At 41.5% G+C, this 25995-nt stretch carries 19 protein-coding genes and 2 pseudogenes; 4 read left to right on the top strand and 17 right to left on the bottom strand.

Annotated features, from left to right (window positions below):
- Nucleotides 1–100: 100 nt before the first annotated feature.
- The gene (gene gmd / locus IL356_RS15570) at nt 101–1213 is read left to right on the top strand and encodes a GDP-mannose 4,6-dehydratase (RefSeq protein WP_121848439.1); all 1113 of its coding nucleotides are present in this window, start codon (nt 101–103) and stop codon (nt 1211–1213) included.
- Nucleotide 1214: 1 nt separating this feature from the next.
- Nucleotides 1215–2297, top strand: a complete 1083-nt coding sequence (locus IL356_RS15565; RefSeq protein WP_121848438.1) for a GDP-L-fucose synthase family protein — start codon at nt 1215–1217, stop codon at nt 2295–2297.
- Nucleotides 2298–2373: 76 nt separating this feature from the next.
- Here the strand turns inward: IL356_RS15565 and IL356_RS15560 are convergent, their stop codons facing one another.
- From IL356_RS15560 to IL356_RS15515, 10 genes and pseudogenes are all read right to left on the bottom strand, one after another.
- Nucleotides 2374–3681: a Gfo/Idh/MocA family protein gene (locus tag IL356_RS15560; protein WP_121848437.1), complete on the bottom strand. Its 1308-nt coding sequence runs from the start codon at nt 3679–3681 to the stop codon at nt 2374–2376.
- Nucleotides 3682–3695: 14 nt separating this feature from the next.
- The gene (locus IL356_RS15555) at nt 3696–4814 is read right to left on the bottom strand and encodes a glycoside hydrolase family 88/105 protein (RefSeq protein WP_121848436.1); all 1119 of its coding nucleotides are present in this window, start codon (nt 4812–4814) and stop codon (nt 3696–3698) included.
- A gap of 80 nt (nt 4815–4894) precedes the next feature.
- The gene (locus IL356_RS15550; RefSeq protein ID WP_121848435.1) at nt 4895–8419 is read right to left on the bottom strand and encodes a sulfatase-like hydrolase/transferase; all 3525 of its coding nucleotides are present in this window, start codon (nt 8417–8419) and stop codon (nt 4895–4897) included.
- A gap of 180 nt (nt 8420–8599) precedes the next feature.
- Nucleotides 8600–10855, bottom strand: a complete 2256-nt coding sequence (locus IL356_RS15545; RefSeq protein ID WP_121850669.1) for a xanthine dehydrogenase family protein molybdopterin-binding subunit — start codon at nt 10853–10855, stop codon at nt 8600–8602.
- Between the two features lie 25 nt (nt 10856–10880).
- Nucleotides 10881–11342 (bottom strand): putative quinol monooxygenase, encoded by a 462-nt coding sequence (locus IL356_RS15540; RefSeq protein ID WP_225621515.1) that lies wholly within the window; start codon nt 11340–11342, stop codon nt 10881–10883.
- Nucleotides 11339–12238 (bottom strand): annotated as a pseudogene (locus tag IL356_RS15535) (alpha/beta hydrolase fold domain-containing protein). Before IL356_RS15535 ends, IL356_RS15540 begins: the two are co-directional and overlap by 4 nt.
- Before the next feature lie 49 nt (nt 12239–12287).
- Nucleotides 12288–14549: pseudogene (locus IL356_RS15530) on the bottom strand (molybdopterin cofactor-binding domain-containing protein).
- Nucleotides 14550–14570: 21 nt separating this feature from the next.
- Nucleotides 14571–15032 carry a (2Fe-2S)-binding protein gene (locus tag IL356_RS15525; RefSeq protein ID WP_121850667.1) on the bottom strand — a complete coding sequence of 154 codons (462 nt, stop codon included), beginning with the start codon at nt 15030–15032 and terminating at the stop codon, nt 14571–14573.
- Nucleotides 15033–15142: 110 nt separating this feature from the next.
- Nucleotides 15143–15748 (bottom strand): flavodoxin, encoded by a 606-nt coding sequence (locus IL356_RS15520; RefSeq protein WP_121848434.1) that lies wholly within the window; start codon nt 15746–15748, stop codon nt 15143–15145.
- A gap of 27 nt (nt 15749–15775) precedes the next feature.
- The gene (locus tag IL356_RS15515) at nt 15776–16084 is read right to left on the bottom strand and encodes a nuclear transport factor 2 family protein (RefSeq protein WP_205601284.1); all 309 of its coding nucleotides are present in this window, start codon (nt 16082–16084) and stop codon (nt 15776–15778) included.
- A 158-nt stretch (nt 16085–16242) separates the two neighbouring features.
- On the opposite strand from IL356_RS15515, the gene IL356_RS15510 reads away from it, so the two are divergent.
- Nucleotides 16243–17148 carry a helix-turn-helix domain-containing protein gene (locus tag IL356_RS15510; protein ID WP_121850666.1) on the top strand — a complete coding sequence of 302 codons (906 nt, stop codon included), beginning with the start codon at nt 16243–16245 and terminating at the stop codon, nt 17146–17148.
- A gap of 8 nt (nt 17149–17156) precedes the next feature.
- Here the strand turns inward: IL356_RS15510 and IL356_RS15505 are convergent, their stop codons facing one another.
- The 7 genes from IL356_RS15505 to IL356_RS15475 all read right to left on the bottom strand — a co-directional run bounded on the left by IL356_RS15505 (nt 17157) and on the right by IL356_RS15475 (nt 24620).
- Nucleotides 17157–17546, bottom strand: coding sequence for a helix-turn-helix domain-containing protein (locus IL356_RS15505; protein ID WP_121848433.1), 390 nt, complete (start codon nt 17544–17546; stop codon nt 17157–17159).
- A 12-nt stretch (nt 17547–17558) separates the two neighbouring features.
- The gene (locus IL356_RS15500; protein WP_121848432.1) at nt 17559–18542 is read right to left on the bottom strand and encodes an aldo/keto reductase; all 984 of its coding nucleotides are present in this window, start codon (nt 18540–18542) and stop codon (nt 17559–17561) included.
- 63 nt (nt 18543–18605) lie between these two features.
- Complete coding sequence (locus IL356_RS15495) at nt 18606–19079, bottom strand: cupin domain-containing protein (protein WP_121848431.1); 474 nt, start codon at nt 19077–19079, stop codon at nt 18606–18608.
- A gap of 17 nt (nt 19080–19096) precedes the next feature.
- Nucleotides 19097–21307 (bottom strand): DUF5916 domain-containing protein, encoded by a 2211-nt coding sequence (locus IL356_RS15490; protein WP_240467935.1) that lies wholly within the window; start codon nt 21305–21307, stop codon nt 19097–19099.
- 214 nt (nt 21308–21521) lie between these two features.
- Nucleotides 21522–22655 (bottom strand): aldo/keto reductase, encoded by a 1134-nt coding sequence (locus IL356_RS15485; protein ID WP_121848430.1) that lies wholly within the window; start codon nt 22653–22655, stop codon nt 21522–21524.
- Between the two features lie 23 nt (nt 22656–22678).
- Nucleotides 22679–23752, bottom strand: coding sequence for an NAD(P)-dependent alcohol dehydrogenase (locus tag IL356_RS15480; RefSeq protein WP_121848429.1), 1074 nt, complete (start codon nt 23750–23752; stop codon nt 22679–22681).
- A 25-nt stretch (nt 23753–23777) separates the two neighbouring features.
- Complete coding sequence (locus IL356_RS15475) at nt 23778–24620, bottom strand: aldo/keto reductase (RefSeq protein WP_121848428.1); 843 nt, start codon at nt 24618–24620, stop codon at nt 23778–23780.
- Between the two features lie 468 nt (nt 24621–25088).
- Between IL356_RS15475 and IL356_RS15470 the strand changes: the two genes are divergently transcribed.
- Entirely contained in the window at nt 25089–25991 is a 903-nt protein-coding gene (locus IL356_RS15470; RefSeq protein WP_121848427.1) for a helix-turn-helix domain-containing protein, read from the top strand.
- Nucleotides 25992–25995: the final 4 nt, after the last annotated feature.

Below are 25995 nucleotides of genomic sequence, written 5' to 3'. Positions count from 1 at the left end.
TCATTAAATAATCTAAATTTTGTTGAAAACGGTATGATGATACTACTTTTATTATCCATATTTGTGCAAATATTATTGGAACCGACAAACTTTTTAGCAAATGAAAAAGTGTTTGATTACAGGAATTACAGGTCAAGACGGAGCATACTTGGCTGAATTTTTACTTAAAAAGAATTATCAAGTGCATGGCCTTAAAAGAAGGTCATCTTTGTTCAATACCGATAGAATTGACCACCTCTATCAAGACCCCCATGTAGAGAACCGAAATTTGCATTTGCACTATGGCGATATGACCGATAGCACCAATCTTATTCGCCTTATTCAAGAAATTCAACCCGATGAGATTTACAATCTGGCCGCTATGAGTCATGTTGCAGTTTCTTTTGAAACACCTGAGTATACTGCGAACGCAGATGGTATCGGCACCCTTAGAATATTAGATGCAGTTCGCCTTCTAGGCTTAGAGAAAAAAACAAGAATCTATCAGGCTTCCACTTCAGAGTTGTACGGTAAGGTTCAAGAAGTACCTCAGTCTGAAACAACTCCATTCTATCCTCGTAGTCCATATGCGGTAGCTAAAATGTATGCCTATTGGATTACGGTGAACTATCGTGAGGCTTACGGAATGTTCGCTTGTAATGGTATTCTGTTCAACCACGAATCGCCCATTAGAGGGGAGACTTTCGTGACCAGAAAGATCACCCGTGCAGCTTCAAAAATAGCATTGGGTCTTCAAGATAAAGTGTATTTAGGAAACCTTGATGCCAAACGAGATTGGGGGCATGCCAAAGATTATGTTCGTATGATGTGGATGATTCTTCAGGCAGACGAACCTGAAGATTGGGTAATTGCCACTGGAAAGACTACTACAGTAAGAGATTTTGTTAGAATGAGTTTTGGCGAAGCCGGTATCGAACTCGAGTTCAAAGGTGAAGGTGTAAACGAAAAAGGTTACGTTGTTTCTTGTAACGACCCAAAATACCAATTGGAAAAAGGAACAGAAGTCGTAGCTGTCGACCCTAGATATTTTAGACCGACCGAAGTCGATTTGTTGATTGGTGACCCGAGTAAGGCCAATAATAAATTGGGATGGGTACCAAAATACCAACTTCAAGATTTGGTAAAAGATATGATGCAGAGCGATTTGAAATTGATGCAGAAAGACACTTATCTAAAAGATGGTGGATACCGTATCATGAACTATTTCGAATAAAATGGATAAAAATTCCAAGATTTACATAGCTGGGCATAGAGGTTTGGTGGGCAGTGCCATTTTAAAACAACTCAAAGCCAAAGGCTATACCAATTTCGTTTTTAGAACACACGCTGAATTGGATTTGGTCGATGGTAATGCCGTTGGTGAATTCTTTGCGAAAGAAAAACCGGACTATGTTTTTTTGGCTGCGGCCAAGGTTGGCGGTATCGTTGCCAACAATACCTATCGTGGTGATTTCATTTATGCCAATCTCATGATTCAGAACAACGTGGTTCACCACAGTTATCTCAATGGGGTTAAAAAGTTGCTCTTCTTAGGCAGTACCTGTATTTATCCAAAAGAGTGCCCTCAGCCGATGAAAGAAGATTACCTTCTAACAGATGTTTTGGAGTATACTAATGAGCCTTACGCTATTGCGAAAATTGCCGGCATTAAACTTTGCGAGAGTTACAATTTACAGTATGGTACCAATTACATTTCTGTGATGCCTACCAATCTGTACGGGCCTAACGATAACTTTAATTTAGAAAAATCGCACGTATTACCGGCCCTCATTAGAAAAATGCATTTAGGAAAAGCATTGGAACGCAATGATTGGACATCCATTCGGGCCGACTTGAAGAACAGACCTATTGAATCAGTTGGTGAAACTGCCGAAGAAAATGAAATTCTTCAAATTCTTTCTAAATACGGAGTTACCAAATCTGATGGGAACGTTTCTGTTGAAATTTGGGGTAGCGGCAAACCAATGCGTGAGTTTCTATGGTCAGAAGATATGGCCGAGGCTTGTGTTTTCATTATGGAGAACAGGAACTTTGAAGATACCTATGAAAAGGGCCAAAAAGAGATTAGAAATACCCATATCAATATTGGCACGGGTAAAGATGTCTCTATTCGAGAACTTGCGGAAACCATCAAGCAATTGGTCGATTTTGAAGGTGTCTTGAAATTCAATGCCGATAAACCGGATGGTACTATGAAAAAGCTTACCGATGTAAGCAAGCTGCACGATCTTGGTTGGAAGCATAATATTGAATTGGAAGAAGGTATCAGCAAAATGTATGAATGGTACACCACTTAGAACTAAGGGCTATTCAAAAAAAATAAAAATGGCGCCATTAACCAATGGCGCCATTTTTAGTAGTAGTCAATATATCTTAATACTTCCTGTTCTTTCTTTTTCTAAGTTTGTTGGCTTCTCTATCTCCCTTAAACTTTTCCTTTACGGGATCCCATTCGATGGTTCTGCCTAATTCGTATGCAATATTGGCAACATTACAAACGCTCGCCGAACGATGGCCGGTTTCTACATCACAAATCGTGGTTCCCCTGTTTCTTATAGCAGCAAGCCAGTCTTCATAATGGTTGCCTCTATCTTCAAATTGTTCGGCGGGATTACCTCCATTCGGCATTAAAATGTTAGTTGGTGTAGTTTCTAAGAACCCCCTACTTACATCCATCGTCCCTTCCGAGCCAATAAAACGTACGGCCCATCCCCTACCAAAATCTTCATGTACCATTTCTATTCCATTTTCATAGTACATTTTTAAACCTCTAACTGCATTAGGGTCTTTTGGAGGAATATATTTCACAGGACCGGTTCTATCCATCCCCAAACACCATTGGGCAATATCGAACATATGGGCACCCCAATCGGAAAGAATACCCCCGCCGGTCTCCTTAAAATCACGCCAATCCGGATACTTGTCTACCACCTCGGGTGCAATCGTATGATGATAGGTCAATAATGGTGCGGGGCCGCACCATAAATTCCAATCAATACCATTTGGGGTAGGCTCGGTAGGTAAATCGTAAGCTCGTGCAGGATCGCCCACATTAACCAAAACCTTTTTTATATTGCCCAATTGGCCGGAGCTAACAATCATTTGAGCTTTTTTAAACTTTTCCCAAGACCTTTGCATGCTGCCAACCTGAAGAACCGTTTTATTCTTTTTAGCCGCATCTACCATAATTCTTCCTTCAACGATGGTATTGGTCATCGGTTTTTCGCAGTACACATCTTTACCGGCATTCATGGCATCAATAGATTGAATCGCATGCCAGTGGTCAGGGGTCGCTACAACTATACCATCAATATTTTTGTCTTCGAGCATCTCGTTATAATGTAAATAAGTAGCTACACCATTGTAATTTGATACCCCGCGCTTTTCTGCATAATAACCCTCAACTATCGACTTAAAACGTTCCATTTTCGATGACCACACGTCACTGCCAGCAACCACTTGAGCCTGAGTTTCGCCCGTAAAACGGTTGGAAAGAATACTTCCCTGTTTTCCTAGACCGATGTAGCCTAAATTTATCTTATCATTTGGTGAAACGTACCCTTTACCCAGCACATGTCTAGGTACTATGGTCACTAAGCCGGCCGCTAGTGCAGAATTTCGTAAAAACTTTCTTCTAGAAATTGTTGAGGCGTCAACTGGTTTTTGCTTTTCCGTTTTCATTATTGATATCTTTTCTACTGGTTCAATTTTAGTATTTCACTCCCGGCCAATAAAAAGGCACCTGTACCAAAGTTTTGCCAGCTATCTGCTGAAGCCGGTTCAGGGCTAGCGCCAATATCTTGAACCCAGCCGACCATTCCGTTTTCTTTTTGGCATTTTTGTAGGGCGTTCCACGCTTTTGTGACTACTGGTGTGTATTCCTTTTTATTAAGAATACCATTATTGATTCCCCAAGTTAGGGCAAAGGTGTAAAAGCCGCTTCCGCTCACTTCTCCGTGGTCATAAGACTCGGGTGACAAGAGGCTGGTTCTCCACAACCCATCGCTATGCTGAACCTCTTTAATTTTGGTAGCCATCTCTTTGTAAAGATTCAGATAAAAATCGCGATGCTCATAATCTTCGGGCATGTCTTCTAAAATAAGGGCCAAGCCACCTATCACCCATCCATTACCACGAGACCAGAAAATCTTCTTTCCATTTTCCTCTTTCAAATCCTTTTCATTTCCTTTCCAAAGAAACCTGATATCGCGGGCAAAGAGATGTTCTTCTTTATCGTATAATAATTCATAAGTCTCCAGATAGAGTTCATGCATTTTATCCAAATAACTCTTATCGTTTGTAATTTTTGAATAAACCGTAAGTACCGGCGGTGCCATAAAAAGAGCATCGCACCACCACCAAAGAATCTGTTGATCAGTACCCTCTACCCCATCACGCCAAGGGTGCGGTTTGTATAGATGATCGACCAAAAACCTTTCGATCGGTTCAAGGTCGACCATGCCTTTTCTTATTTCATTAACATAGAGATACGAATAGGAAATAATAATATCATCGGCATGGTAAAAACGGTCCCAAGGTTTCCACTCATTTACATAACCCATGGTTTTAACGGCGGAAGAAAAAATGGGATTATTGGTCGATTCATGTGCCTTAGAAACACCCACGTAGTAGGCTCCATTGGTCCAATCGGTGGGTGATGAAGTAAAAATGGGATGCTGCTCTTGCCATTCCATCGCCTTGACCATAGAAGCCTCGACATTTTTTGAATCGATCTTTTGAGCTGTCAATAAGGTGATAGATACGATAGGTAGTAGCCTAAGTACATATTTCATCAGGCGCAATGCGTAAGTCATAAGTTGAGTTTTAGTTGTAATTGAAGTTTTTGAGGTTGTTTTTAAAAAATTGATTTAAAGTTTGTTAAAATAATAAATAATTAAAAAGAGTTGGCCGTCAATTTTATTTTATGTTCACCCGGTGTTAATCTCACGCTTTTAAAAGCTGTGCTAACCTTTTGCCCATTATGGGTAACCACCATTTCATTCATATCTTCCAAAACGAAGTCAGCTACCATATTTGCGGGTATAGAAATGGTATAAGTTTTCAATCGACTGTTCACTTTTTTATAATCGGCTTTAATGGAACCAAGTATTGTGGGGACTTCAATGGTACTTTCATTCAACCCTGCTAGTTGCGGACGAATTTGAGCTACTTTAAAACCAGCTTCTTTTGGTTGAATACCCCATAGTCTGCGAGGAATTATATTGGCAGGCACAGCCCCCCAAGCATGGTTCCAATCGGCATTAGGTTTGTATTTCATATCCCAGGCCTCCAAGGTAATGGTAGAACCGATACGAATCATATTATACCAACTTCTATCAGAGGTTGAAGTCAACAAATCAAAAGCATAATCACTTGCTCCGGCCCGGTAAAGCCCATCCATCAAATACTGGGCTCCATAAACACTACAGGCCATTCCTCTCGACTTTATAAACTCGATTACCGATTTTTCATGTTCTTTTGGAACAATACCAAAAGCCAAAGGCATCATATTGCCATGTATGGAAGAATGGTTGGATCCCTCACCATCTACATAAGCGCCTGTCTCCTTATTAAAAAGCTTTTCATTGATCGCCTTTTTGGCCTTTAAGGCCAGTAATTCATAATCTAATGCTTCATTCTCCCTACCCATTATTTTGGCAAACTCTGCCATTATAAGCATGTTTTGGTAGTAAAAACTATTCACTACGGTATTGTATGGCTTAAAATCGAAACCATCGCGTTCGCCAGTTACATTCGGGTCGCCTCCCCAATTGGCGGGTGGCCAATCAACTATATCTCTAAAAGTTTCTTCCAAATCGTCGGGAAAGCCCAACTTTTTCATGAGTTCAGGGGTCATTCTTGTTGATGTGATCAGCCCATCTTCGCGTGCCAGTTCGTAAAGGGTCTTATGCTTTAACCGGTCGTAATATTTCTTAATCAGCTCAGTATTGCCGGTATACATATAATCGGCATGAAACATCAATGCCACATGTTGCTGCCATTCTGTGGGCCAAGTGGGGTTTTCCATAAAATATTCTATGGTCTGGCGAGCAATCGCATATTCGCGGTCTGTTGTATAGTGGCTCAATTGATTGAGATAGGCATCGGCCTCATACGGAATTCGCTCCCGGTCTCCATCTACATAAAGTCCGTTGAAGGTAGTTGCCTTGATCGAGTATTTACATAAATTCCAAACCTGGTTCAGAATATCATTATCACTTTCAAAGCCGCTGGTATCATCCTCCCAATAACTATGATAGGCCAATTGAACAAAATCTTGGGATGAAATAGGATTTTCTGCCCCCTCTATTTCGGCATATCTAAATGGCATCAGCACAGGAAAGCCCTCTGGCAAGGGCAATGCCTTACCGGGCAAGGTGTTTCTTTTATCTTTTCGTATGGGGAGTAGGTACTCGGTTTGATTGGGTGTAACCGGTACTTTAATCTCTTGATAGCGAATATGGCTTCGTTTCTCAGGCTCTCTATTGATATGGCTATTCTTTAATTGCTCGCCAATTCTAAAAGTGAGCGTATGAGCCTTCGTAGCCCTATAATTGAATTTAAGTGTGGCAAAAGCATCCTTTCCAAAATCTATAAAAAAGAAATTTTCTCTTTTTTCGAACGCTTTTGGGGTAATGGTATCCACCTGAAATCTATTGCCCGTTGTAATGTTCTTTTCGATTTTATCAGATGTGGTAAACTCTTGAGGTTGCGAATAGGCCGTTAACCGGTTGTCTTCGTCCCAAATTCGAACCTTCCAATAATAGGTTTTTCCGGCTTGGAGTTTTTCCGCCTGTTCTATATTGGTTGATTCACTTGAACGTACTTGACCGCTGTTCCAAATATCACCTAGATTCTTATCTACATTTTCTTGGGATGAAGCTACAAGAATCTGATATGCTAATTGATTCACAGCCGTTTTTGGTACCTCCCAACTATATTCTGGTTGCAAGTCAAGTACCTTTAGACCTTCCGGCTGTCGAATCATCTCCACGGTCAGCTCTGTCGGCCCTTGAGAATAGGCATCGCTATATTTTTTGATTAGCTCGTTTGTTTTGTTCCTAAAGGCTACCAATATGGATTCATACTTCGAATTAGCCGCTAAATTTTGAATTTCCTCCGGATCATTCTTTAGAAAATAAAGCTCCTCTTCCGATTGGTCATTGACGTACCTAAAATATTTCCAGTCTTTAGTACGTACACCTTCGCTGGGTGGTATATGTTCAAATTCCCATAAATGCTCAATCAATACGGTATCTCTTCCCAAATTTTTATCTTCACCCTTTATTAAGGGCATTAGGCTTTTGCCCTGCCATTCAGCAGGGGATGAAAGTCCGGCCAAATCTAAAATAGTCGAAGGTACATCTACGTTCAAGGCGAGAGCCTCGCTATCTTTTTGCTTTCTTTGTCTTGGGTCAAAAACTATCAAGGGTACCCGAACCGAATTGTCATAAAGCAACCATTTACCCGCTAACTGCCTTTCTCCTAAAAAGTATCCATTATCACCCATTAGAATAATTACGGTGTTTTGTGCCAACCCTTTTTTCTCAAGAAGATTTCTAATTTTTCCCAATTCCCGGTCAATGCCGGAAATCATTCGGTAATAACCTTTTACACTATGTTGATACTTTTCTGGTGTATCGTATCGCCAGTGCCATCGGGTTCGATTGAAGCCTTCCCTTACAAATTCAGGTTGCTGCAAAAAATACTTCTCTTCGCCCAATACCGGTGGTGGAATAGTGGTATCAGCCAAAAGATTATTGCTTTCTTGTTGCCAGAAATACTGGTCTTCGGCAGCATCATGTGCGTGCGGGGCGCTAAAACTCAAAGACAGGCAAAATGGCTCTTCTTTCGAAGTCTTCTCAATAAAATCAAGGGCCTGCTGCCCAGTGTAGCGAGTTAAGTGAATGGTATCGTTTCCGATAGTTTTATAGAAATAGCCCCTTTTATCTTTAAACGACCCATTTCGGTCATAAGATTCGTATTCGTGAAATTGTTTGTTCAAAGAATCATAACGAACGCCATACTTGCCAAAAAAACCTGTTTTATACCCATTCTCCTTCAATATACGAGGGTACGATTGTGCCATATAGGAAGGTCTTATATTTCCTGTCTGAAAGTTATAGCTGTGGGTTCGTTCGTATAGACCGGTTAATATACTTGCCCTACTTGCTGCGCAAATAGGTGTTGTAACCATGGCATTGCTAAAATAGGTTCCTTCTTTGGCCAACCTGTCCATCTCTGGAGTAGAAATCAATTTATTACCGGCATAACCAAGAGCATCAAAACGTTGGTCATCTGTGAGTATAAATATGATATTCGGTCTTCTAGTTTCTGAAGTGGTTTGACCAAAAAATGGACTTATAGTAAATAGAGATAAAAATAGGGTGACTAAATGGGCAATGCGAAAATGTGTCATCGTTTGTTGGCTGGGTGATAGGTCTAATACCTTCGGACAACAGGACTTTTTCAAAACTGCCTGCTCCGTTTCTAACTTACCAATTTAGTTCTCTAAGGGTATCCTGTAGTGTCCTGAATTTCAACATTTTTATCAGACCGAATATTCCCGTTCTATTTTAAGTGGAAAGAAGTACAGTTTTCAACCCTCGGAAACAAGCTGGGAAGCAAAAGGCTGTTTATACAACCTCTTACCCGTCACTTTATAAATAGCATTTGCCAAAGCTGCAAATATGGGCGGGAAAGTTGGTTCACCAAGTCCGGTGGGGTCTACTTCATTTTCTACGAAATGTACCTCAATTTCTTTTGGAGCTTCATTCATGCGAATGAGACGATACGTGTCATAATTACTTTTGGTGGGCGCCCCATTTTCAATCGGCATCTCGCCATATAAGGCATTGCCGATTCCGTCAATGATACCCCCTTCGGCCATATTTACCGCTCCATCGGGGTTAATTACGATTCCACAATCAAGGGCACACACCACTTTTTGTACTTTTGGTTGCCCATCGACCATCTCAAAATCAAGTACTTGAGCAGCGTAACTGTTATGACAATAATAGGCGGCCACCCCCCTATTTTTATTATTGGTTGCCCACTGCGACTTTTCCCTAACCAACTTCAAGACCTCTGCATACCTTACTGGGTCATAATCGTTAGTAACACCTTCCAAGGGTTTTTTAATGGCCCTATCAAGCAGTTCTAAACGAAAATCGATGGGATCTTTACCTGCAAGTTCGGCAACCTCATCTAAAAAAGACTGCTCGGCCGCCGCCATAAAATTGGAACGTGGCGCCCGAAAGGAACCCACTGTAATATTACTATCGATGGTCCAATCTTCAGCGAGATAATGATCTACCGCACCGGCAGGAAATCGGTTTTCGTACATGGGGCTCTCGGGAATTCCACCAGCATTGACATGATAGGCCATCAAGTGGTTTTTATCATCGAGACCGGCCTTGATTCGAATCATGTAGGAAGGGCGATAAATACCGTCGGTCATATCATCTTCTCGCGAATAGATAAGTTTCACGGGAGCCTCCATACGTTGTGATATCAGAGCTGCTTCTACCAACCAATGCGCATAAGAGCGACGGCCATAACCGCCGCCCAAACGGGTCATTTTGATCTCAATATTCTCCAAAGGAATTCCTGTTCTGGCGGATAACGTCTGTTCGGTGAATTCAGGTTTCTGTAGCGGACCTACCAACTCGGCCCTTCCGTTTTTGACATCGGCAAAGAAGTTCATTGGTTCCATACAATTATGGGCCAAAAACGGTGCTGTATACATACGCTCAATGGTTTTGGTCGCACGCCCAAAAGCCTCTTCGGGGTTTCCGTCTTTTCTTCGCACCTCACCCCCTGTCCTTGACATTTTTTCCATAGCCCGATAATGGGCATCAGAACTTTCAAGGCCGGACGGGGTGTGTTGTTCCCAGGAAGTTCCGAAGCGGTCGCGAATATCGGTAGAGCTAACTATAGGTTCGCATTCGATTTCTAATTCTTTTTTCGCTTGCATTACCTGCCAGGTAGATTCACCAACGATAACCGCCACTTCGTTAAAAGTACGGGTATCAAAAAACGTTTTCACGTAGTCATCATTGTAGACCTTGACACTAAAAATATCTCTAATGCCGGGCATACTCTTAGCCTTGGAGTCATCAATAGACTTAATTCTCAAACCAAACGCAGGAGGGTGAACAATCATTGCTATCAGCATACCTTCTCGATGGGTATCAACCCCAAAAAGCGGTTTGCCCGTTACAATTTTTTGGCCATCTACATTCTTTTTAGAACGACCAATAATCTCAAACTCACTCAACTCTTTGAGAGCAACCTCTTCCGGCACTTCTAAGGTCGAGGCGGCCGAAGCGAACTCACCATAACTGCCACTGTGATTACCTGCCTCATGCATAAGACGACCATTGCCCGTTTCTATTTCTTCAACAGGAACATTCCACTTTTCGGCAGCAGCCATTTTCAACATATGCCTTGCGGAGGCTCCCGCCATTCGCAAACCTGGCCAACCGAGCCTGATCGCTTGGCTTCCGCCTATGAACTGTCTTGTGAAAGCATCGGTATCGAGAGGTGCTTGCTCTACGGTTACGTCGGCCCAATCGACATCGAGTTCATCAGCGATAATCATGGGCATTGAGGTCTTAACATTCTGCCCGCCTTCCGGATTAGGAGACATAATAGTTACCACGCCATTATCGGCTATTTTCAAATAGCCATTTATTTTAAACCATTCCTTTGGAGCACTGTCAATGGAATTTTCTTTAGAACCATTAGGCTTACAAGCATTCAAGAAACTAAAACCTAATATAAGAGCCCCACTACCCATACCCGCATTTTTGATAAAGGAACGTCTTCCCATTTTAATTTTTGTAGTCGGCATAATTCTTACTTTAGGTTTAAACTTTTTAGTCACTCGATTGCCCCATCTTCTTAAATATATCTGGCATCGTTTCTTTATCTATAGGCTTCATGTCTATTAACTCTAGCTTCTTGACCATTTTTAAAGTTGCTGTTTTGTAATGCTTGAAATGTGGTGATTTCAGATGCTCTTCATAGGCCTTTCTATTGGCATAGATTTCCAATAATCGAATCTGGTTCTTGTTCTCTTCTATGTACATGGGATAGATGCAGATCACCCCCTTTTCCAATCGTACCGAAGCTTCAGCTTCCTCTTTTAAAATAGCCAGATAATCCTGTAAATGTTCAGGATAAATTTCAAGTGCGGCAATTCTCACCATCATGCTCGCATCAGTGAAATCATCTGTACTTTTTTCTACGGTCTGACCGACGAGTGATGAGAACATCAGCATAAGACCCATGATTACCATCGAAAACCGGAACCCTATTTTCGTACCACTCATTTTCATTGATCCAAATGTTTCTTCAGGAAATCGATAACCTTGGTACGAATATCATCCGCATCGAACATTTCACCGTAATGGGGCGCATCCTTAACAATGATCAATTCATTTTCAATACCCTTTGTGGTAAGCCACGAGCTCATTAATTGTGAGTGCCTAGGGTGTACCATATCGTCCTTTTCCCCATGAATAATAAGAAATGGAGGGTCTCCTTTATCAATGTATGTGGTGGGGCTAGCAATTTTGGCCAAATCAGGGCGCTTCACCGGTGTTGCACCGATAAGCAAAGCTTCGGGTGACTCGGGGTCATTCGCACCAGGAAACAGTATCAATTCAGCCGGGCCGTAAAAATCGACTACCGCCTTAAATTGAAAATCATCGTTCGTTCCCGCCATGAAAAATTCACCAACTTTATTATTTTTTGAGAGCCCCATCATAGAAGCTAGGTGTCCACCAGCTGAAAAGCCCATCACCGCTATCCTGTCCGTGTCAAAACCATATTCATCAGCATGGTCGACCAAAAATGATACCGCTGCATTACAGTCTTGTATCTGAGCTGGAAATTTTGCCTGTGTTGCAAAACGATAGTCAATGGATGCCAGGGCATACCCACTTTCTATAATTTCCGATACGGTCTACTTCATGTAGCCTATATCGGCATATTTGTCGTTTACGATCCAGCCACCGCCATGAACAAAAACAATAAGAGGCATTCTTTTTTCAGGCTTGGGAGGTAAGTAAATATCCAAGAGATGCTTTTTAAGTGTATCGTTATTGTAATTGATATTACCATGCAGTACCGTACCCTTCGGAAACCAATCGATTACCTTATTCTCTTGGCTGCATGACCAACTTAAAAAGCCGAATACAAAGCAAATAGTAATTATCCCTTTTTCTCTCATATAATGGTTCACTATCATTTTCGCCCCCTTTCCTTCCTCTAAAAATTTACTAGCCTACTAATGGAGGTTTGTCGGTTATGAATGGCTGCCTGTAGTGCCTTCGACCCGTTGCTTTGTACATGGCATTGGCCAAAGCTCCAAAAACTGGAGGAAATGGCGGTTCTCCTAAACCGGTCGGGTCAATTTCATTCTGCACGAAATGTACCTCAATCGAATCAGGTACTTCTTTATGACGAATAATTCGGTAACTATCAAAATTTTGTTGTTGGGGTTTTCCATCGACGAAGGTCAATTCGCCATACATGGCGTTCCCTATCCCATCTATTATGGCTCCCTCGGCCATATTAGCGGCCGCATCAGGGTTAATTACAATGCCGCAATCAATCGCACAAACTACCTTGGTTACCTTTGGCTGACCGTCTTCCATCACCATATCCAAGACATGGGCAGCGTAACTATTATGACAGAAATAAGCGGAAACCCCTCGATGGACTCCAGGGTCGCTATTTGCCCAATTTGACTTTTCCCGCACCAATTTCAGCACACCAGCCAAGCGCTCAGGGTCGTAATCATTGTTTTCTCCTACAGGATTGCTCTTTACTTTCTCCAACAATTCCAATCTAAAATCAATGGGATCTTTACCCGCGGCTTCTGCCACTTCATCTAAGAATGATTGTTCGGCACCGGCCATAAAATTGGAACGGGGAGCGCGAAAAGCACCTATGGTAATATTGGAGTTGATCTCCCATTGCTCTGCTTGATAATTCGCTACAGCACCGGCAGGAAAGCGGTTGGCGAACAAAGGGGTTTCCGGTACACCACCAGCTTTCACCTGAAAGGCGACCAGATTGTTTTCTTCGTCGAGCGCTGCTTTATAGCTGGCCATATATGATGGCCTATAAATACCAAAGGTCATATCATCTTCTCGAGAGTAGACCAGTTTTACGGGTGCTTTTGCCTGTTTTGATATCAAGGCCGCCTCAATGGCATAATGACCGTAAGCCCTTCTACCAAAACCACCGCCCATTCTTGTAAGCTCTATATTTATTTTTTCCAACGGAAGGTCTAGCCTTGAAGCCAAAGTGGCTTCTACCAATGAAGGTGCCTGAACCGGGCCGGCCAACAGAACTTCGTCATCGGTTACATGGGCAAAGAAATTCATGGGCTCCATACAATTGTGGGCCAAGAACGGACAACTATAACTTCGCTCAATAGTTTTCGCAGCGGTTTTAAAAGCACTTTCAGGCTGACCATCTTTTCGTGCTACCGTAGCGGTTTTTGATAGCATGCCGTTCATTTGCTCGTAATGAGCTTCAGTACTCTCTAACCCATCCGGTACCTCAACTTCTATCTCAGTACCGAACCTATCTACCTTATGACTTGATTTTTCAACGGGCTGCCATTCTACCGTGAGCTGCTTTTTCGCATTCATCACCTGCCACGTAGATTGACCAACGATTGCCACTAAATCGGTGAAGGCATTGGTATCAAAATAACCACGGGTCATACCCTCTTTGAGCGTCTTGATTTGAAAGACATCGACAATGCCCGGCATTTTCTTTATGGAATCGGCATCAAAAGATTTCAACTGTAGCCCAAAAGCGGGCGGATGCACGACCATTGCCGTAAGAGCCCCCTCATATTGATAATCGATACCGAACAGCGGCTTGCCAGTAACCAGCTTTTTGTTTTCAACGCTTTTCTTGGAATTACCTACAATCGTAAAATCTTTTACCTCTTTTAATGAAACTTCTTCCGGAACCTCTAAAGTGGAGGCCTAAGCAGCCATTTCACCGTAACCTGCCGATTTATTGGTTGCCTTATGTTTCAAAATTCCTTCTGATACCGAAATCTCCGTAACCGGTACCTGCCAATTTTTTGCCGCCGCTTCTTTCAACATGTGTTTGGCGGTCGCACCGGCCATTCTCAAACCTTCCCATCTTCGGCGAATACCCTGGCTACCTCCCGAAAACTGCCAACCATAATTATCGGCATCGAAATTGGCCTGTTCGACGATTACATCTTTCCATGCAACATCTAACTCTTCAGCAACAATCATCGGCATCGAGGTAATAACCCCTTGACCGAATTCAGGATTAGGAGCCATTATCGTTACCATACCATTATCACCTATTTTGAGATACGAATTGATATCGAACCACTCTTTCGGCAATTCTCTCTCTACTATTCTGGTAGCTTCATTCTGTTTGCATGAGTTAAAAATGCTAAAGCCCAAAACGAGTCCGCCACCCGCCAAGCTCGTGTTCTTTATAAATGCCCTTCTTCCTATATGTGTTTTAACCGTTTTCATGGGATAACTTTTAAAGTATGATTATGAATCGCCCTGAGCGGCCAATTTGACCGCCTTTTTTATTCGTGTGTAGGTACCACAGCGGCAAATATTCCCGTTCATGGCACTTTCAATCTCAGCATCCGTAGGGTTAGGATTGTTTTTCAGCAAAGCCGAAGCGGTCATAATCTGACCGGCCTGGCAGTAACCACATTGCGGAACGTCTATCTCTAGCCAAGCTTTTTGAACCGGATGGTCACCGTTTTCCGATAAGCCTTCGATCGTGGTTATTTTTTGTTCGCCCACGGCAGATACGGGTAATTGGCAAGAACGCACCGCATTATCGCCTAGATGTACCGTACAAGCACCGCATTGAGCGATACCGCAACCGTATTTAGTTCCTACAAACTGTAAATGGTCGCGCAATACCCAAAGCATTGGAGTACTGGGGTCTACATCTACCTCGTGGTTTTTTCCGTTGATGTTTAATGAAAAGTTTGCCATAATTATAAAGATTCCTTTGAAAGTATTGAAAATTTGGGTCTTCCTACTTATAAATTTCAAACAAGACCTACAGTTTTAAGTTTATTTTTAGAAATTTTAACAATTAAAAATTAAAATCCGTTTTGCTTCAGCCAATCTCGTACTTCGTTTTGTACCAGATGTTTTCTTTCATCTTTAATCGCCAATAAAATACCATCGCGCTCAATTCCGCCCTTAGTAGTGTAACCTTCCTTTACGTTACAGTTTTCACATAATTGCCTTACCTGTTCAAAACTACTGCCCACGCCGTAACCGGCATTGGTATTAAAGGGTAAGACCGTTTTTCCCTCCAAGTCATTTGACTTTAAAAAGCTTTTCATTGGCGGAGGCAATTTCATACCCCACGTTGGAAAGCCCAAAAAAATAGTTTCGTACTGTTCAAGATTTACTTTGGTTTTCAAAGGCGGTAAAAATCCGGTCTCGTTCTCTTTGGCCACCTGAGAAACAATCTCCTGATAATTTTCTGGATACGGAGTTTCAAGTTCGAGCGCCACCAAATCTCCCCCCACTTCTTCCTGTATCATTTGAGCTACTGTTTTGGTATTTTGTGTTCTTGATAAGTAAAGAATTAAATTCTTTTCTGAAGTGGCAGGAGTGGTTGAAATCGGACTATGCCCAATTGTCTCTAACGATAGGCAAAAGGATAGAAAAAGAAATAGGATATACTGAATTTTCATGAGTGTACGATTAGTTAATGAAGTTCTCTAGCCTCTACGGCTTTTTGAATAATATCCAATCTTTCCTTCTTTGGGTCTTTTTTGGCAACCCTGCTTATACCAAATGCTTCCTGTTTGAATAATCTCAAGTTCCCGGTCCTTTTTCCAGGATCCGCTCATATGCACAAATTTTGCTTTTTCATGGAATAAGTTAGCCAGTTTGTCAACATCCTTTTCCGCCATCCATTGCCATTTTTGTTTGGAAAGTTCTTTAATCTCGGTTTGAATGTCTGCACCTTGCGAGAATAGAGAGGTGCTACTTATGACTATAAAGAAAACTACTACAAAATTCTTCATTTTATATGTGTTTTAAATGAGCTCTCTCAAAAATACAAACCGCTCATTTCAATTTACATACCCATTTTACGGAAATACCTACCCACATTACGGATTCACATTTCTTTATGCTATTTATTTGGGAGGCAAATGTTAACTTTATCAAAAAAGGGACTGGCATGAACGATATTGTGGATTTGTTTACGATAAACGATTATTGCTCCGGACTCAATCTTTCGGCACTACATCCTTTGGTGAGTGTCATCAATCTTAATGATGGTGAATGGTCTGTAAATAAAAAAGCAGGGGCAGTACGGTACCACTTTTATGCCGCATTTCTAAAGCAGGGGCAAAATTGCATATTGAAGTATGGTCGACAAAACTACGACTATCAAGACGGTACATTAGTATTTCTTGGTCCGGGCCAAGTAGTCGATATTTCAAATTTGGATACTAATATAAAGCCTTCGGGGCATGCACTATTGTTTCACCCTGAATTGATTCGCGGTACACACCTAGGTAATATAATAGAGCGTTATTCCTTCTTTTCCTATGAATTACATGAGGCACTGCACCTCTCTTTAAAAGAAAGGCAAATAGTACTCGATTGCTTCGATAAAATCTCCTATGAACTCTCACAGAATATTGACAAGCATAGCAAAGGTGTCATTGTCTCAAACATCGAATTGTTCCTGAATTACTGTAACCGGTTTTATGACCGGCAATTTATAACTCGTGATTCGGCCAACCTTGGTGTCATTGAGCAATTTGAATCTTCACTGAACGCCTATATCCGAACAGGTAAGGCCCGAAAGGAAGGGATGCCATCGGTGAGCCATTTTGCCCAAGAACAGCACCTATCGCCCAACTATTTTGGTGATTTGGTTAAAAAGGAGACAGGAAAAAGCGCGATGGAATTTATTCGGTATAGAGTAATTGAAATTGCTAAGGATAAAATCTTTGATCCCGATAAAACCATTAGCGAAATTGCCTATGAGTTGGGTTTCAAGCATCCGCAACATTTTACACGGCTATTTAAAAGTAAAGTGGGGTACTCCCCAAGCGATTATCGGATGTTGAATTGATGAAGTAACTACTGAGACCTATCTACTTTTTCAGAACGAAATTCGGTAGGACTCAGCCCAATATTCCTTTTGAAGAAATTACTGAAATGAGTCGCTTCTTTAAAGGCTAGAACCATAGCTATTATATGAATTGGCCATTGGTTTCTCCTTAACAACCTTTTTGCCTCCTTTAAGATGGCCTGGTTAATATTCTCTGTGGTAGTATGACCCGTTAAAAGCTTTACCGACCTATTCAGGTGGTTCACATGAATATTAAGTTCATTGGCAAAGTCAGAAGCTGTTCGAAACTTTATAATCTGTGAAGGCTCATTTATAGGAAACTGTCCTTCCGATATATTCAAAAAGTTACGTCCTATTTCAAGATAGGTTTTCGGCTTGGAGGGTTGGAAGGAACTCATGTAGGCATCTATTTATAAACCGGTGGCCTTTTCCATCTGCTCCGTATACCTATCACCAACAATCTTAATTTCAGCTGAAGCCCTTTCAATTTCTTGTAATTCGGAAACAGACAGTTCAATATTTGCAGCCTTCAAGTTTTCTTCTAAGCGATGTAATTTTGTAGTGCCGGGAATGGGAACAATCCAAGGTTTTTGATGTAAAACCCAAGCCAATGCAATTTGCGCTGGTGTTGCGTTTTTTACCATAGCATATTCATGTAATAGTCTCAATAATACTTTGTTTGCCTCTCTAGCCTGCTCTGTATATCTTGGCAATACATTTCTAATATCGCCCTCCTCAAATTTGGTTTCTTCATCGATTTTACCTGAAAGAAAACCTTTGCCCAACGGACTATAAGCCACCAACCCGATGCCCAATTCTTCAATGGTCGGTATAATTTCAGCTTCATGTTTCCGCGTCCACATCGAGTACTCACTTTGCAAGGCCGTGACAGGTTGTACGGCGTGGGCCTTTCTGATAGTATTCGCACCAGCTTCCGACAGGCCAAAATGTTGCACCTTACCTTCTGCAATCAAATCTTTTACGGTGCCGGCCACATCTTCTATCGGAATGTTCGGATCCACCCGATGTTGGTAAAATAAATCAAGGGTTTCTACCCGCAATCGTCTTAAACTTTCCTCGGCCACTTTTCGAATATTCTCTGGCCGACTATTCAATCCTTCCATTTTTCCATCAATAAAATTGAATCCAAATTTGGTAGCAATTTTCACCTTCCCCTTAAAAGGTTCTAAGGCTTCGCCGACCAAAAGTTCATTCGTATATGGCCCATATACCTCGGCCGTATCGAAAAAGGTAACCCCCAAATCAACAGCCTTACAAATGAGCTGAATCATTTCTTCGGTACTTTTAGCAGGACCGTAACCAAAACTCATACCCATACAGCCGAGCCCCATAGCAGAGACTTCTAAGCTTCCTCCTAACTTTCTTGTTTTCATTATTCTTTATTTTTAATCAATAAGATTGGTATTTTTGAAAGCCCTCAAACCTTAAGACTTCTTCTAATTATCTAGTTTTCTGGAAACGCCGTCGTAATATTCTTGTGAAAGTACCTCGGTCCATACCGTAGGGGTTTCACCACCATAAATTGCCAAATAGGTCACGTCGTTTTTCTTTGAAGATGAATGCCAGTGCTCTGTGTCTTTTTCACATCTAATAACATCTCCTTCTTTCAAGATCATAGGCTCTTTACCTCTCTCTTGATAATAACCTTCGCCCTCTACGATTACCAGTACTTGTACCGATTCGTGCTTATGCCAATCAAGGGTAGAATTTGCCTTAAAAGTGGCCTTGGTGATGTTATAGCTTAAATCATCGTCTGCTTCCAAAACATGGTTCAACCAGGCTTCCCCGATATAATGGGTGTTGGGCGCCTTGTTACCTTCGGTTAAATAGGAAGAAACAGTGTAATCTGAATTTTGAGCAGATAGAGCGGCTGAAAAAGACAAAAGAGAAAATAGAACTAATTGTTTCATAATAGTATTGTTTTAGTTTATATGTTAAGCCAATAAGTCAACTTTAAATTAATAGATCTAAACCTCGGACTATACGGACTCGTAAAATAATTATCATTGTACACCAAGTACAAATCTGACAATGGGGCAAAACGCCATTGCAACCGCGAGTTGATTCCGAAATTCTCCTGCCGGTTGCTGTATTGTGCAAGGGTCGTCCAAAACACGCTTTTGCTGAAGGTAATTTCGGAACGTAAAGTCGCAAAGAAAATATTGGCATCTGCATAGGGATCGGGCAATCGAATTCCGTTGTAATCCAATCCCAAACTTATTTGTGCTTTGGGCTGAATTCGTAAACCTACTTGGCCACCTACCGCCGTGATTTCTCCGTTAAAAAACCTTCCGATAGTGGCAGTACCCCCATAAGTGAGTATGTTGCTGTTATTGGATTGATATTCAAAACTTAACTGATTGAAATGATAGCCCTGGTCGCCAGGCAATGGGGTAGCCCCAAGAGTTCGAGTAGGGTCAAAAGCACCCGTCAAAAAGATATAGTTATTGGTGAAAAAAGCCTCTGCGGATGCCTGATTCTTAAAATCGGTTTCCCAACTTAAGCTCAACCTACGATCCGTATTTTGATAATCTAAACTTGGTCGCCAATACATCACCGACAAGGCGCGAATACCATGGGTATTGAAAATTCCTTTTTTTGGATAGGCAATGTATTGAATGCCATTACCCCATTTTAAAATGTCGGTTCTGGGCACAAAACCTAAATCTGCCCGAAAATCTTGGTCTATATACACCAAGTCTTCAATAATTCGCCAGTTTCTCGGATTGTACGTCACCGTGGCCTGTGATGATAAGTTTCCTTTCGAATCGTCGGGTTGAAATGATTTGTGCAAATAGAATTTTCCGTTCCAGATGTTATCGGCAGAAGCCAAGTTGTAATCAACACCCACCACCCTGTTGTAATTTTCCTCAGGAGTTATATAATCTTCGTCGCCTACCACTTGGCGGTTTACCCAAAACGCACCAATATTTGAACGAGCCCCAATCTTACGTTGTACGGCCAGCATCATGTTATTGTTAGATGCTATCTCATTCCCTTCGTCCCGTGCGGTCTGAAGGTTTAAAAAGCCCAAACGCCAATCTTTATTTAGTTTACCACTTAAACGCGCACCACCGATGATATCGTTCTGTATCAAATTACCATCGGCATCACGGGCCAACCCTATCCTCCTAGAAAAAAAGGGTCTAGCTTCGTTAAATGAATTACCAAAGTTTTCAAAAAGGTCGCTATTGTCAATAAAAAATTGACGCTTTTCGGGTAACCTAACTTCAAAGCGCGTTAAATTGGTGAAAATATCATCAACCTCAACATTGGAAAAATCAGGATTCAGGGTCAAGTCTAAATTCATTCCGTTGCCAATAGAAATCTTGGCATCGCCACCGGTCTTAAATTTGGTTTCACTTTCGTTGATCGAGTAGTCTTTATCGGCCAACAGGTTGATGTAAGGAATAAGAGCTATGGGCATTCTCGATTCGCCTAACGGTTTTTCAAAGGTAAGTTCACCCATATAGGCCAAACTGGACAGTAATTGCTGCTGCGGCACTTTGACCCAACTGTCTTGCTGATTTACCTGATTATTCCATCGGTAAGGGCGAAACCGCCACGAGGTAGTTCCTTCGGGGAATTTCATCGAAGTGAAGGGTATGGCGACCTCGATTACAAAATGGTCATCAAACCGGGTCGCTTCGGCCTGCCACTTAATGTCCCAAGTGTTATTAAAAGTGGTTCCACCGTCAGAAACCAATCCTTCTCTTAGAACTCCATAGGGGGTGACCCCAAAAAAATACGCAGTGGTACCATCACTAAAGGTGTCGAACAACAACGAAATATTGTCATTGGTGGTCGCCCCGAAATCTCTTTTTAAACTAGAAACCACATAATCACCCGGTGCTTTCTCCGCATAAATACCAATATATAAATGCGTGTCTGAATACAACACTTTTACCTGTGTACTGTGTTCAGCCGACACTTGGTCTGATGGGAAAAATTGTTGAAAGTCGCCCGCAACTTCCGCTGTTTGCCAAATGGGCTCGTCCATTACCCCATCTACATTGATGGCTTCGGAAACGTGTTTTGCCTGAATACTTTTAAATACATCTTGAGCAAAAGAATACCCAGGGAATAAACACAGAAGAATGAGGTAAAGGCCTTTTGAAATATATCCGTTTTTGGTCACCACCGCTTTCTAGAATTTAGTTTTACCAAAAATATTCATCAGTACTACACGAGGTAATACCCAGATTACGGATATTCCTACCATTTTTACTGAAAGCCCTTGAGCGATTGGCCAAGTAGATCAGGAAACTGAGAAGGGAAGCACTAAATTCTCATCATTTTCATTCGGTTCATCACCTCAATTTAGTGTCTCTTCTATCAACAACCATGTTTTTTTAACGGTCTGTTAATGCCGTTTCTGGGGCACGAACACCTATTAACGGAATTTTCTCTAATTCCGTTCTAAATTCTTGTAATTCTTGGACTGTGAATTGTATGTTCAAAGCGCCCATATTCTCTTTCATGTGGTGCAACTTGGTAGTACCTGGTATGGGTACGATATAGGGTTTTTGTTCCATCACCCATGCCAAAGCTATTTGTGCTGGGGTAGCGTCTTTTTTACGCGCCCATTCCCTCACCAAAGTTAATACCGGCATGTGGGCCTTTATGGCCTCAGGGGTGAAATAAGGTACCGATGAAAATCTTGAATCATCTGAAAAACGACTGTATTCGTTGAATTTATCTCCTAAAAATCCTCTATTCACTACGCCCCACGGTACAAAACCAATACCTAGTTCGCCACACGTATCAATAACCTGATTTTCCAAAACCCGTTCAATCATGGAATATTCACTCTGAACGGCCGCTACTTTTTGTTCGGCATGTGCCCTGCGAATGGTATCTGGCGCTACTTCCGACAGGCCAAAATGCAATGCTTTTCCTTCCTTAATCAATTCTTTTACCGTACCGGCTACATCTTCAACAGGTACTTCGGGGTCAACGCGGTGCAGGTATAATAAGTCGATACGGTCTGTGCGCAAACGCTTGAGCATACCCTCGACCGCGGTTTTTATGTTCGCCGGTTTGCTGTTTCTGCCACTTCTACTGCCCGAAGTTAGATTGAACCCGAATTTACTGGCAATGACCACTTGGTCACGAACCGGTTGTAGAGCCTCGCCCACCAATTCTTCATCGGTAAAAGGGCCGTACACCTCTGCCGTATCAAAAAACGTAACCCCTAAATCAACGGCACCACGGATTACGGGAATCATTTCACTTTTATCTCTTGGCGGATTGTAACTGCCACTCTTCATACTCATACAGCCCAAACCAATTCCCGAAACCTCAAGGTCGCCCAACATACGGTTAGTAGTATTGGTACTGGTACCGCTCATGTTAGTTTTGGTATTTTGCGCAACCACACCTAAGGTAGAAGACACTGTCAAGCCGGCCAAACCAAGGGCAGAACGAGAGGCAAATTCTCTACGACTGATTCCATTGTTATTTGAATGATTCTTTTTGTTTTTCATTATCTGTGTTTTTGTTATTTGTATTAAAGCGTATCCATATCAATTACAAATCGATATTTTACATCGCCTTTTTCTAGGCGTTCAAAAGCTTCGTTGACTTGTGAAGGTGAAATCACCTCTACCTCAGCGGTAATATCGTGTTCGGCACAGAAATCCAACATTTCTTGGGTCTCGGCTATACCACCAATGTTAGAACCCGCAAAACTGCGTCTGCCCATTACCACGTTGAAGGCTCCCACTTCCAAGGGTTCTGGTGGTAGGCCTACCAAAACCAAAGTACCTTCGATTTTTAACAACCCTAAATAGGTGTTTACATCGTGTTTGGCCGAAACGGTATCAATAATAAAATCTTGCGTACCACGATAGGCTTGCATTTCTTCTTCATTTTTGCTCAAGACCGCATAGTCTGCACCCAATCTTTTGGCATCTTCAACTTTAGCCGGTGAGGTGGTAAACACCGTAACCTCTGCACCCATGGCCTTGGCAATTTTAATGGCCAAATGGCCCAAACCACCAATACCTAAAACGCCTACTTTTTTACCGGGTCCGGCATTCCAATAGCGTAACGGGGAATATACTGTAATACCCGCACACAATAGCGGTGCGGCGGCGGCCAATCCAACAGTGCCATTGGCCAAATCTTTAAAATCTGGCATGTGCAACACGTACTTGTCTTCGCACACATAGGTTTTGGCAAAACCACCATAGGTCATTTTTCCTTCTAAATACTTATCGGGAGAATTGAACGAAAAGGTGGGGAATTCTTCACAGTATTGTTCGTGGCCTTCTTCGCAATGTTGGCAATGTCTGCAAGAGTCTACAATGCATCCTACGGCTACCAATTCACCTACTTTAAAATTAGTGACCTGGCTACCAATTTTGGTGACCTTGCCCACAATTTCGTGACCCGGTACAATAGGATAGGCCGTATGGCCAAAATCGTTATGTATTTGGTGAAGGTCAGAATGGCAAATACCGCAGTATAGCACCTCAAACTCCACATCATGGGGTTGCACTTCACGACGTTCAATGGTCATCTCATTTAACGGCTCGTTATTGGCCGTTGTTCCTAAGGCTTTTATCGTTGTTGTTTCCATTAATTTTTATTTATGCTTTGTTTAATTATATGAGGGATTTAAACCAAGACACTCGTTCAGGGTCTCTATGGTCAAAAAAATGACTTTTTTGGGTGTCCATTTCAGCGATAGTCTTCATTTCTGCTTCGGTTAGTTCAAAATCAAAAACATTGAAATTTTCTTTGATTCTTGATGGTGTAACCGATTTAGGAATGACCACTATACTGCGTTGTATCATCCATCGCAGAGTTACCTGGGCAACTGATTTTCCATAATTGCCCCCAATTTTCTTGAGTATGTCATTGTTGAAGAAATCGGATTGACCTTCGGCAAAAGGAGCCCAACTTTCATGTTGCACGCCTAGTTTTTGCATGGTCTTTTGGTCTTCTTCACGCTGATAAAACGGATGGGTCTCAATTTGGTTCAAGGCAGGTATAATGTCATTGAACTCCGCTAAATCCGTCAGCCTATCCGGATAGAAATTACTAACCCCTATGGCACGAATTCTACCAACTCGGTTCAGTTCTTCCAAAGCGCGCCAAGATCCATACACATCGTTAAACGGTTGGTGCAATAAGTAAATATCCAAGTAATCTAGTTGCAGCTTGTTTAAAGTGCGTTCAAAGGCCAATTTGGCGCGGTCATAGCCATAATCGGAAATCCATAATTTTGTGGTAATGAATATTTCATCTCTTTCGATACCACTTTCTTTAATGGCATCGCCCACCGCTTCTTCATTACCATAGGCCTGTGCGGTATCTATACTACGATAACCAGCATCCAAAGCCGCCAATACTGACTTTTTACATTCTTCGTAATCGGGTATTTGAAAGACCCCGTATCCTAAAATGGGCATTTCTACCCCGTTGTTAAAAACTACGTTTTGCATAAGTTAGAAATATAGTGTTTGCGTTAATCCTTTCTAGTTAGCCCTTCGCGGTGCAGTTTGAATTTTAACCAATGTTGGCCTTTCATATTTGCCTTTAAGTCATCTTGCAATTTTCAAGAGAACTTGGTCACTATTGATTTTTCAAAACATTAAATACTAATCATCTCTATCAGTCTTTTCGAGTGCTATCCCTAACTGTGTCTCTGTTTGATAGAATTACTAGTCTTAGATGGAAGTTTATTTAATTTTTAAACCTCGTTAGGGTTTTTGACTTTTTATCGAGTGGTGAAACTTTCCAGAAAGTAAAATTTACAGTTGACTTATTAATCCAGTACAAATGTAAGTGCCTTTGAAACCCAATTTAATACCCATATTACGGATGTTTGTACCATTATTACCGATTCGATGGTCGACAGGTGACAAGCATTGTTCAATCACTTATCTTTATCATATAATTCAATTTTTGATATGGAAAATGTGTATCATATTAAATCGGTAGCCGATTACTTTAACTGGCGAAATTCAAAACCTGATCACCCACTTATAGGAGTTTTAGATTATGAGAAATCAAATTCACATCCTGATTATCTATATGATAGCCTGCATTACGATTGTTATGCCGTTTTCTTAAAAATGGCCAAGAACTGTAAATTGAAATACGGCGGCGGAGAGTATGATTTTGATGAAGGCTCTATGGTCTTTGTTGAACCTGGTCAAAAAGTGGGATTAAGTTATGATCCCGATTATGTGCCTAAAGGCTATGCATTGGTTTTTCATCCTGATTTATTATTAGGCACCGATTTGGAACGTAAAATGAAAAGCTATAAATATTTCTCCTATAGTGTAAGGGAGGCATTGCACCTATCGGCTAGGGAACAAAGTCTTATTCTTAGTGTTTTGGACAAAATTCAGTACGAGTTAGAGCAAAACTTAGATAAGCACAGCAAAAAGCTGATTGTAAGTAATATTGAATTATTGCTCGATTATTGTCTTCGTTTTTACGACCGTCAATTTTTAACAAGGGAAATTCCGCATCAAGGTGCATTGCAAAAGTTTGATTCGTTATTGAGCGATTACCTTAATTCTGAGAAACCCCAAAAGCATGGTCTACCTTCGGTAGGGTATTTTGCCGACCAATTAAGTTTGTCTTCCAATTATTTCGGTGATTTGGTAAAAAAAGAAACAGGAAACTCTGCCCAAGAATACATTCAATCAAAATTGATAGATGTGGCCAAAAGCAAGGTTTTTGATCCCAACAAATCTGTTAGCGAAATTGCGTACGAGCTAGGTTTCAAATATCCGCAGCACTTTAGCCGCTTGTTCAAAAAGCAAGTTGGGCATTCACCCAAAGAGTTTCGTCATTTGAATTGATATA

This window comes from Euzebyella marina, assembly GCF_014855515.1.
GTDB lineage: Bacteria > Bacteroidota > Bacteroidia > Flavobacteriales > Flavobacteriaceae > Euzebyella > Euzebyella marina.
This window is presented reverse-complemented; position numbering and strand designations above follow the sequence as displayed.